The sequence below is a fragment of the Echinicola sediminis genome (assembly GCF_054777495.1).
On record NZ_BAAHAP010000069.1, the window covers coordinates 18,090 to 28,932 of the forward strand.

Below are 10,843 nucleotides of genomic sequence, written 5' to 3' on the forward strand. Positions count from 1 at the left end.
AAGCAGAAATAATCCACGCAAAGGTTCCGGTGTTTGTTTATTGTACATCCGTAAAAGTGTAAACAGCTATTAATTTCTGAGACCATCTGTAGGTAGAAAATGAGGTGGTACATCATTACAGTGACCAGTAATTGGTACAACTATTCGAAAACCTGACACCACTGAATATCCTCCCCTCAAAGGATAATCAGGAAAAAATGAATTGTCTAAAAAAATGAGGGGTGATTCCTGAAAATCTGAATTCATTTCTCACCTCCTCTAGACAAGCCGTTGGTAAGAAGCTTCCTTTCATTTCCAAAAGGAATTCTGCATAAACAGTGTAATAGGACACTGAAAGCGGTATTTTATTGAGTAGTCAGCTTTATCACAAAAGCATTTTCACCGATCTTGGGCTGAGGAAGCTTGACCAAAAGTCCTTCTTCGGTCATTTCATAGGCCAGCTGCCCCTGGTATCCCAAAAGCTCGACCTTCATTATTTCCTCTGATAAAAGTCCTTTTTTGGGCGCAAAACTTCTGATTAGCATCTGCTTTCCAGGCCAGGCCAAAGCTATCGCATACAAATGTGTATCATTGGTAGTGAACCTGATGTCCTCGGCCACGGCATCGGGGTTTTGATCTTCGCTCAAGTGTCCTTCAACAATTTCTTGTGGCCCTTCACCAAAGACCTTCCAGGGCCTGGTCCCGTAAATGGCTTCACCATTGGTTTCTAGCCATTTTCCCATTTCAAGCAAACGGCTTTTCACCGGTTCAGGAATTCGACCATCTGGCGTAGGAGGGATATTTAATAACAAGGCTCCGTTTTTACTTACCACATCTACCAAAAAGTCGATGATGCGGTTGGCAGATTTGTACCTTGGATTCGCAATATAAGACCAGGCTTCCCAATCTATTGAATCATCCGTCAACCAAGGAAAGTCTTTTTTTTCACTCATTCTGGCTCTTTCCAGATCCAGAATAGCACTTCCTTTGGCCATGTCCTCTCCCTTGTAAGTGCATACTACCTCCCTGCCCCATTCTCTTGCTTTGTTATAATAATTGGCCAGAAATTGTTTCCTGTATTGCTCACCGATGATATCCATCTTATTGTCAAACCAGATCATATCCGGCTGGTAGTTATCCATGAGTTCATTGAGCCGATCCAGCCAGTCCTGATTAAACTGATCATCGGGAAGCGGGGAGGTAGGCCGGTTGGCCATAACGAAAGTTCCTTTGGGAACTCTTGGGCCATAAAGTCCCTGGTATTCCGAATTGCCGACGTCCAGATCCGTCCGCCAAGTCGGATACCAAGCGTATAACCAATGCCGGTGGTAGGTGAGTACAAATTTCATATCCTGTTTCCTGATTGCCTTTTCCATCATTCCAACAATATCCTTCTTTGGTCCCATTTCTACCGCATCCCAGGCGGTGAGCTTACTGTCCCACATCGCAAAACCATCGGCATGCTCAGCAACAGGCCCAGCAAACTGGGCTCCTGACTGCTTGAATAGTTCGGCCCATTCATCTGGGTCGAAATTTTCAGCTTTAAACATGGGAATAAACTCTTTGTACCCAAACTCTTCAATAGGGCCAAACATTTGTTCGTGGTATTGCTGTATAGGACTGCCTTCCACATACATATGGTGGGAGTACCACTCCGTTTTGTATGCTGGCACAGAATACGGTCCCCAATGAAAATATATTCCAAACTTAGCATCCAAGAACCATTCCGGTACAGAATGTCTTTGCAGAGAATTCCACTCAGGTTGGTACACCTTTTCATTTGATTGGATGGAAGATTTACATCCTACACCCAAAAACCCAATAATAGCCAGAGAGAGAAATACCTCCCGTAAACCTTTATCTATTACTTTCATCGCTACTTTCCGTAAAATTTCCTACCGAAGCCATATTGCCTCTTTTTCATTTCTACCTGATCTCAGAACAGTCTATTTCTTTCATGATCATTTTTAATCTGCATAATACCATTCGGATAATTCCAAACCGTTTAACCAAATTCCTTTTTCTTGAGTGCCTGTCAGCTTTATGGTAACTGGCTGCTTGTTCACTACCGAAAACTCAACCACAGCTTTCCCTGGTTGGGAAAATTGCATTTCTTTTCCCTCAGTCACGTTTACTGCATGATTGGTTTTCATGGACTTGACCTCGACCATACGTTCGTAAGGAATATCGAGCACTTTTATACTTTTTAACTTTTCCTTGTTGGGATCCATCTCGTCACTGTTGCTTTTGGGCGCATGGTGCCAAGTGGTCAACTGGTAGTTTCCCTTAGGGAGCCCTTCAAAGGTCAGGTTCAGCCCTTCACTATCTATTCCCAAAAGTCCATCCCCGTATACAAAGCCATATTTACCGATTACATTCATTTCCCCCAACCATCTAATAATCCCCTCTGATGTTGCTGGAGAAACCTGAACACGGGCATGTTCAAATCCTGCCAATGCGTATACCGCGCCTTTCTCATCGCTTCCATTCCAATAATCCCAACCAAACTGCACCAATTGATCCGGAGCCCCAATATCTACTTTGATCTTTTTGAAATCATAAATCGGTTGGGCATTTTTCAGGACCATATCAGCTTGAGGGGGCACCGTCTTCACTAATGCCCTGTCACTTTGGAGTCCCTTTGCTCTGGCAGTTATGATGACCTCCCCTGCTTGTTTACCTGCTCTGATCAATACGGGAGCTACACCGTACTCAGTAAACATGGGGTTAGCATTGATATTTTCGTCGCTGCCAACAATATGAGCTCCATCAGAGGTAGAAAATTCGATCTTACCCTTATAATTCCGGATAACTGTACCTTCCTTATCGACCACTTTGGCATAGGCCATCAAGATATCACTACCGTCTGCAGTAAATTTTCTTCCTACAGTATCCACTTCCAGCTTGATCTTATGGGCTTTCCCTGGTGTTTTTGAAGTTATTTCTATAGCATTACCGTCATTAAAAATGCCTTTTACCTTTAATTCCCCCTCTTGATAAGTGATGTCCCGGAAATGGAATGGAGGATGGTCCAACCCTTGGTATTTAGGATTATTGGACGGCGTTTGCTCAGCAATTATTTTTCCATTGACGCTCAATTCTATCGCCTCTGCATTGCTGTAAATGGTCAGGGAATCGGTTGCAGGACACCAATCCTCCAATAGGTAAATAAAGGGATCGTCCCTTAATTCTGCCTTGTACCAAAACGTTTCAGGTCTTGGATACCTAAACACGGTCATTGCCCCACTTCTGGTACGATCTATTGGATCGTTGGCTTTGTCATGGGTAGGGTGAAAGGTATAGTAGGCATGTGCAGTCCAGGATATCAAGCCTGTCATCTTGGGATCAGCCATAAAAGGTGCAACCGCTTCTGCACCAACCCTGCCTTCCATTGCAAACATCGGTTCCGAACGGTCCCAAATAAACGGTCCGTACAGCATGTTCGCATTAATATCAGTAAGCCCCGAGGATTGCCACCCCGTCCATCTAGCCCCCTGTGAAGCGGTAAGTCTTACAGGGTCTTCCTGTTTGGCAGTATTGTGCATTCGAGGAACATAACCGCGATGATTGATCCCTGCTCCCCATATTACCATCGAGGGGTGGTTACGGTGGTTACGGATCATTACCCTGGCTGCTTGTTCAAAATTATCCCACCATTCAGCTTCCTTGCTTATATCAATCCATGAAGGGGCTTCCTCATAAACCAAAATGCCCAATCGGTCGCACGCATCCAATATGGCATCATCCTGCGGATAATGGGCCGTGCGCATCACATTAAAACCAAATTCCTTAAACTGCAACATATCTTTATAATGAAGAGCATCAGGTACTGCATCGCCAATATAGGGATAGTGTTGGTGTCGGTTAAATCCAATCAGTTCTATGGGCTCACCATTAAGCATAAATCCTTTTTCAGGATCAAGGCTAAAAGTCCTTATTCCAAGCGTATTTTCGACAAAATCAACAGGTTTACCGTCTACTTCCACCACCGAATTTACTCGGTACAAGTAGGGTGTTTCGATACTCCATAGCTGCACATCTTCCTCCAAGCTGCCTATTTGGTCAAACTGGAAAGTTTGACCAGCAGGCACCGTAGACTGTTGCTGTAACTTTAATACCACCAATCCATCTGCATCTATTACGCGGGTGATCAAGTTTACGATGACATTTTCTGCCCCCTCATTCTTCACACTTGTTTTGATAGCTAAAGTGGCATTTTTGTTTACTGGATCCACCGTGGGCGTAGTGATTGCCACACCTGAACTGCGTGATTCCCAGTTGAAGCCTACGTGAACAGGATCAGTTTGCACAAGGTAAACATCTCGGTACAAACCACTGAACTTCACATAATCAAAAGGTCCTGGGTCCGGCGGTATTACTTGGCTTCTTCGGTTATCGACCAGTAGAGTGAGCTGGTTTTGAGCTCCTTTTTTCACATAATCGGTAATGTCAAAGTGAAACGGAGTGTACCCTCCCGTGCGGTGTTTGCCTACATGAAGGCCGTTTACCCATAGGTCAGTGATTTGATGGGCTCCTTCAAATTCTAAAAACACTTTTTGATCTCCTTCAGGAACTGAGATGGTTTTCCTGTACCAGCCCACATTGCGGTGAAACGCTAATTGGGTTTTCTCGTCCTGCAGATCGTCTAAGGTCAGTGAAGTAAGGGCCAGGGTATGTGGCACTGAGATGTCTTCCCATGCGGAATCATCTATGTTCTTTTCAAAAAAACGGGCCTCAGGTTTCCCTAGGTAAAATTTCCAATCCTGATTAATGCTTCGTTTTGAACGATTTGTATCCGGGAATCCAAATGGCAAATCCTGTGCTTCAGCACTTACACTGGAAAATGTCAAAATAAGTATTAGAATCTGTAAAAGGTTAACAAATGGTATTTTCATTTTTGTATGATTAATGTTGACCACATCTATTCTATTCACAATCAATCTATAAAACTGATCCTGGGAAGGTAGGATCAGTAATAATCCCAGAAGTCGTATTTATCCTCGGTATGTTCCCTATCGTCGCCCAACTCTAAGGCCTTTTCCCGCATTTCGTTGCGCATGGTCTCTACCTTATCAAAATACTCAGGAAAGACAGCCAGGTTATGGACTTCCCAAGGATCCTTGCTGAGGTCAAACAACTGTGTGACCCTGGATCCTGCTTGGAAGCTCCCCGTGTCTTTTGATTGATCCTCAGCCCTGACATATTCTATCAACTTCCAATCATCTTTTCTGTAGGCCCTTTGAAACTGTCGATAAGCATGGTAGGTATAATCCCGGACCTGCGGCTGTTGCCCGTGAATAACGGGAGCCAAACTTTTCCCATCTAACCCACCCGGCACCTGTATTCCTGTGAGGTCACATAGGGTGGGCAAAATGTCGTGGATGTAGGCATAAGCCTCTTTCCGGACACCTTTTTCTTCTATAGCCCCTCCTGCAAATACCAGAGGGACATGAACACCGTCTTCATCATAAATATTTTGTTTTCCCATCAATCCATGGTTTCCCACAGCCAAACCACTGTCTCCAACCAAAACAATTAGCGTGTTATCATATTTTCCAGATTGCTTTAGAGACATAACCACTTTTCCTATTTGGGCATCCAAGTGGCTGATAATGGCGTAGTAAGATGCCAGTTCCTTCCTTACTCTTTCTTGCGTCCTCGGCCAAGGAGCGAGCTCCTCATCCCTTAAAACCATATGGCCGTTATCAAATGGATGCTGGGGCATATAGGAAGGAGGTAGTTTGATGTTTTCTTCCGGATATTGATGCACAAATTCCCTAGGAGCCTGTCTAGGATCGTGCGGCGCATGAAACGCCAAATAAATTAAGAAAGGCTGTTGGTCTCTATATCCACAAATATATTTGACGGCTTCGTCTGCAAAAATCTCTGAAGTATGTGGACCGAAATCCTCTGAGGCAACAGGTCCTCTTTCTTCATCCCCCTTCAAACTTGATCGGTACAACGTACCTTCTTTGCTCTTTCTGATCAAATAGGCGTCTTTTTTTGGAAAAATCCCCTTTGGATCCCAATCCCACAAGGGCATCCTGAAATGATCCACCAAATATATTCCCCTGCTCATCACAGCAGCACCATCTTCAAAAGACCTTACCAAAGAAGCATTGTCCTGGTGCCATTTGCCGACCATATAGGTATTGTATCCTGCCGTCTTAAAGATTTCGCCCAAAGTCAGGTGCCCCGTAGGAATATGATGCCCGGCACCTTCCAAATTAAATACATTTTTTCCAGTCAATAGCATAGCCCGACTTGCCACGCAAGTGGCACCGGTAAAAGCCCCCATTAAAAAAGCTTTGTCAAATGTCACCCCATCAGCTACCAAGCGATCCATTTGGGGGGTACTGAGCTCCATATCTCCCAAAGCGTGAACGCCAGTATAGCGATGATCATCCGTATATATGATCAAAACGTTTGGCTGCTTGTTTGGGACTTCCTGAGCCCATACCGATCTTGAAAAAGTGGCAAAAAGCAGGATAAGTCCAGAGAGGCGGTATATGCTAAGATTAATCTTATGGGTTTTCATAAGAAATTTTCAGTTTTGGCTCTTCAATATCTTCCAGAAGAATGGCTTTTCTTTTGTCCGCTCCCTGAACAGAAAAATCCACATTGCTTACTTCCATCAACCCAACATGCCTGGCCATCATACCATAGGCTGGCAATACACCAAAAAAACTAAACTCAGGGTAACGCTCTGGCATCTCATCTACTGTTCTGTTTCTATGAGTTTCTTTCCCTCCCCCAGGTACTTGAATAGTGATGTTTTTCAGTTTGATATGGCCAATCCGATGCCCTTTGGTACCGGTAATAAATATGGCCGAGGGAGGATTTATCCGGGATGCTTCCTGGCTCCTGGTGGTCGCTTTCAAATTCCTGATGGAAATTCCATCGATGGAGCCCACCTGTTGTTTCGGGGCTTCACGGTAAGTTCTCAACCTTTCACCCAAGCGAATGAATACCGGCATTTCCGTTTGGGACATGGTGATGTTGGATATATTGATATTTGAAATGTTGGCACCGTCCACGCTTAGGATTTTAATGCCTCCCCCACGGGTATCCCTGATTTGGCAATCCTGAATGCTGATATCGTAAAAATCCCCCATAGACTCCGTTCCAAATTTTATTGCCCCCCAGTCACTTTTAAGTTCACAATTGTGGACCTTTATATCACAAGTAGGCTGGGGGCTGGTGGTTTTAAAGCAAATGGCATCATCACCGGTATCTATGCGGCAGTCAGAGATCACTACCCCATGACTTGAGTCGAGGTCTATTCCATCGTTATTTTTATGGGCATGGGAATAGATGCTTACCCCGCTTACCTTTATCTTACTCGATTGATAAAAATGGCAGGTCCATGCGGCTGGTTGACGCAACGTCAATCCTTCTACAGTAATTCCTTTGCTTTGAACAAAGCGTAACAGAAATGGGCGGTCAGCCATTAAGGCTTCCAAGTTTTCTTCCTTAACCCCTTCACTCTTTAGAAAAGGGCTAAGATGTGCTGCCTGAAAAAGTGCTCCCCTACCATCAATGACTCCTTCTCCTGTTAATTTAATGTCGTGAACATTTTTTGCGCCAATGAGGCACTTGCCCCTAATTTGCCCCGTGGCATCCACAAAGGCATCGATACTCTGATAATCTCTCGGGTCGTTACTGCCCAGCAGGTATGCTTCTTTTTCCAAATGCAAATTCACACCATCCCTAAACAAAATGGTTCCTGATATAAATTTACCTCTTGGGATAATGACAGTGCCTCCTCCATCACCGGCCACTTTATCTATAGCTTGCTGTATAAATTGAGTATTCAGTGACAAACTGTCTCCTTTGGCCCCGAAATCGGTTATCACAACACTTTTTTGTGCTACAACTTGAAAGAAAAGATTGCCAAGAAAAATAGTTAAACAAATGATCTTTCTCATGATTAGTTGTGGTTAACGTCTATTCCATTCCCTTCCTTCAAGAGTACATAATCTGATTTTACATGACTGATGTCATGGTACTTTACATCTTCCAGTACCACCGGAGGCCTTTTATCTTCCCCCTTACTTTTGATAGCGATATGATGCAAGGTCAACCCTTCTATATGTCGAAAGTAAAAAGCCGAAGCGGGTAAAGTCCCGATCAAATGAAATTCGGGCCACCAACCTTTAAGTACTTCTAATGTGTACTCTGGAAGATCAGTCCTAGCTGCATCGGCCATACTACCGCCACCAGGTATCACAAAATGGATATTGGAAAAAGTAAGGTCACGGATAGGATTCCCCGGCATTCCTGTGACAAAAAAAGCGGTGTTTTTATCCTGCCCTGCATTATCAACAAGTATATTGTCAAATATAAACCCATGCATATCATCCATAGGATAAACTTTTTCGGGTGCATCTACGCAGGCCCGCTGCTGGGCAAATGTCATAAAAACTGGGCGGGGTACATTTTTCATGACCAAATTGGAGAACGTCATGTTCTTCATTTCCCCACCTTCATTCATCTGGATCTTAAGGCCTGAATCCTGAATATCCCTAAAAGTGCAGTTGGATACGGCCACCGACTCAAAATCCCCCCGGGAGAGGAGACCGATCCGCATACCTGCCCATTTAGAGGTGAAAGTACAGTTGGTGATGGTAATATTTTTACAAGCTATATCGGGATCAGAAGCTTGCAGACAAATGGAATCGTCGCTGGTATCAAAGGAAGAATTGGCCACCCTTACATTTTGACAACCATCAAAGTCAAGTCCGTCCCCATTATGATTTACCCGACTGTGGATCTGAATGCCATCTACGCGTATGTTTTGACAATATAGCCAGGCAACAGTCCACGCAGCTGGATTTAACAACGTGACATCTTGAAGGCTTATATCTCTGCAGTTCAAAAACCGCATCAACATGGGACGGCCTGTCTTATTATTAAAATTTTTAATATGTCCATTTCCATCAATGATCCCACCGCCCTGAATTGAAAAATCATTGGCGTTCTGTGCAAAAATCAGACAGCGATCCATATGCGGTTCGTTCTTATACATGTTTTTATAGGTGTCCAGGGTATAATCGACAATATCTGGGCTACCCAACAGCACCGCTCCCCGGGAAATCCATAAAGTGACCCGACTTTTTAGATAGATTGTTCCTGTAAGCACCGTATGTCCGGCAGGAATAAGCACACGTCCTCCCCCTTGTTCAGTGCAATGATCAATAGCATTTTGGAGGGCTTCTGTATCCATTTGCTGACCATCACCCATTGCCCCAAAATCTAAGACATTATAATCAGTGGCCTTGACAGCACTGGTCATGAGACAGAATAGTAATAGTACAATGGCTTTCTTCATGATTTATTTCCTTTCACCGCTCTTGGCATGATCAATGATTTTCTGACGTGCAGCCTCTTCTTTTAAGACGTTCTCCGCATGGGGATCTTGCCATGCAGCAGGGACAGTGCCTTGATTCCAGGAACGGTATCTATTTTTCATCGCTTCAAGCTTTTCTGGAAAATCCGACGCTAAATTTTCCTGTTCATAGGGATCTTTTGCAATATCAAACAGGAAAAAATCTTCCTTGTACCCTGAATAAACCATTTTATAATCTCCATCCCGGACGGCATACCCTGCCCCATCAGAATACCTCCAGTACAGCATCCGCTTAGGATTATCCCCTATATTTCTAAGATAAGGCAAGAGGTTTAGTCCATCGAGTTCTTTAGAAGGTTCAGGCAAACCGGCCGCTGCAACCACCGTGGGAAATATATCCAAGGCAGATATGGGATGATCATATTTTTTTCCGCCGGAAAAACCTTTTGGCCAAGAAATAAGGAAAGGAACCCGTATTCCACCTTCGAAAAGCATTCCTTTATGTCCCCTGAAAGGCCCGCTACTGGCACCATGCAAATGGGCGCCATTATCGCTATAGAATACGATCAGGGTATTTTCATATTCCCCAGTATCCTTAAGTTTCTGGATTACCCGGCCGATTCCTTCATCCATTCCTACCACCATGGCCGCATAAGCAGCCCTGTCACCATCTTCTATATAAGCTACTTTCTCTAGGTATTTAGAAGGGGCCTGAATTGGAGCATGAGGCGCATTATAAGCCAAGTACATAAAAAATGGCTGATCAGTCAGGGCATACTCATCAATATAATCCAGAGCTGCATTGGTAAAATCATCGGTCAGATAAGTCAGTTCCTCTTTGGCTACCAGCTTACCATTCCGTCGTACTCCTTCCTCTTTGGACTTATTGCCGGTATTTCCCCAGTAATCTAAGCCCCCACCATAAAACCCAAACCAATCTTTAAATCCACGTTGATTGGGCCAAAATTTATTATGATCTCCAAGGTGCCATTTTCCTATGGCAGCAGTGTGATACCCATTTGAAGACAGGTATTCCGAAATGAGCAGTTCACCCAAAGGAAGGCCGTCATTCTCGGTGACATTTTGATAGGGAATATTATTTTCATGGCCAAAGCGCTGCTGATACCTACCAGACAAAAGCCCGGCACGGCTTGGACTACAATAAGGGTGTGAAGCATACCCCTGGGAAAAGACGATTCCTTCTTTTGCCAGTTGATCCAAATGGGGAGTAGGAATATCCGTTCCTCCGTTAAAGCCTACATCTCCCCAGCCTTGATCATCGGAGAGGATAATCAGCACATTGGGTGCTTTTTTCTCTGCTTGCCCATAACAGGAGCCAAAAGCCACAAAAAAAACAAGGATTAATGGAAAAATCCGAAGAATCATTATCGTATTATTTTAGGTATAATTATGTATTGTTAATGGACTTGATTAGATCCCACCTGTAAAGAGTATAGATTTATTATTTAGTCTTTACTCCGATCGGTAGCTTCGGCCTGCTTCTTGCTCGCTTTC

The 10,843-nt window shown here is 44.0% G+C and carries 6 protein-coding genes; all 6 read right to left on the reverse strand.

Annotation, left to right across the window (positions count from 1 at the left end):
• Positions 1–344: 344 nt before the first annotated feature.
• Positions 345–1,853, reverse strand: a complete 1,509-nt coding sequence (locus tag ACYVAA_RS16295; RefSeq protein WP_460543669.1) for an alpha-L-fucosidase — start codon at positions 1,851–1,853, stop codon at positions 345–347.
• A gap of 93 nt (positions 1,854–1,946) precedes the next feature.
• Positions 1,947–4,874 (reverse strand): glycoside hydrolase family 2 protein, encoded by a 2,928-nt coding sequence (locus tag ACYVAA_RS16300; RefSeq protein WP_460543671.1) that lies wholly within the window; start codon positions 4,872–4,874, stop codon positions 1,947–1,949.
• Between the two features lie 74 nt (positions 4,875–4,948).
• Positions 4,949–6,517 carry an alkaline phosphatase family protein gene (locus tag ACYVAA_RS16305; RefSeq protein WP_460543674.1) on the reverse strand — a complete coding sequence of 523 codons (1,569 nt, stop codon included), beginning with the start codon at positions 6,515–6,517 and terminating at the stop codon, positions 4,949–4,951.
• Positions 6,504–7,907, reverse strand: coding sequence for a glycoside hydrolase family 28 protein (locus ACYVAA_RS16310; RefSeq protein ID WP_460543676.1), 1,404 nt, complete (start codon positions 7,905–7,907; stop codon positions 6,504–6,506). Before ACYVAA_RS16310 ends, ACYVAA_RS16305 begins: the two co-directional genes overlap by 14 nt.
• 2 nt (positions 7,908–7,909) lie before the next feature.
• On the reverse strand, positions 7,910–9,310 hold the full coding sequence (locus tag ACYVAA_RS16315; protein ID WP_460543678.1) for a glycoside hydrolase family 28 protein: 1,401 nt from the start codon (positions 9,308–9,310) through the stop codon (positions 7,910–7,912).
• A 3-nt stretch (positions 9,311–9,313) separates the two neighbouring features.
• The gene (locus tag ACYVAA_RS16320; protein WP_460543681.1) at positions 9,314–10,714 is read right to left on the reverse strand and encodes a sulfatase family protein; all 1,401 of its coding nucleotides are present in this window, start codon (positions 10,712–10,714) and stop codon (positions 9,314–9,316) included.
• Between the last annotated feature and the right edge of the window lie 129 nt (positions 10,715–10,843).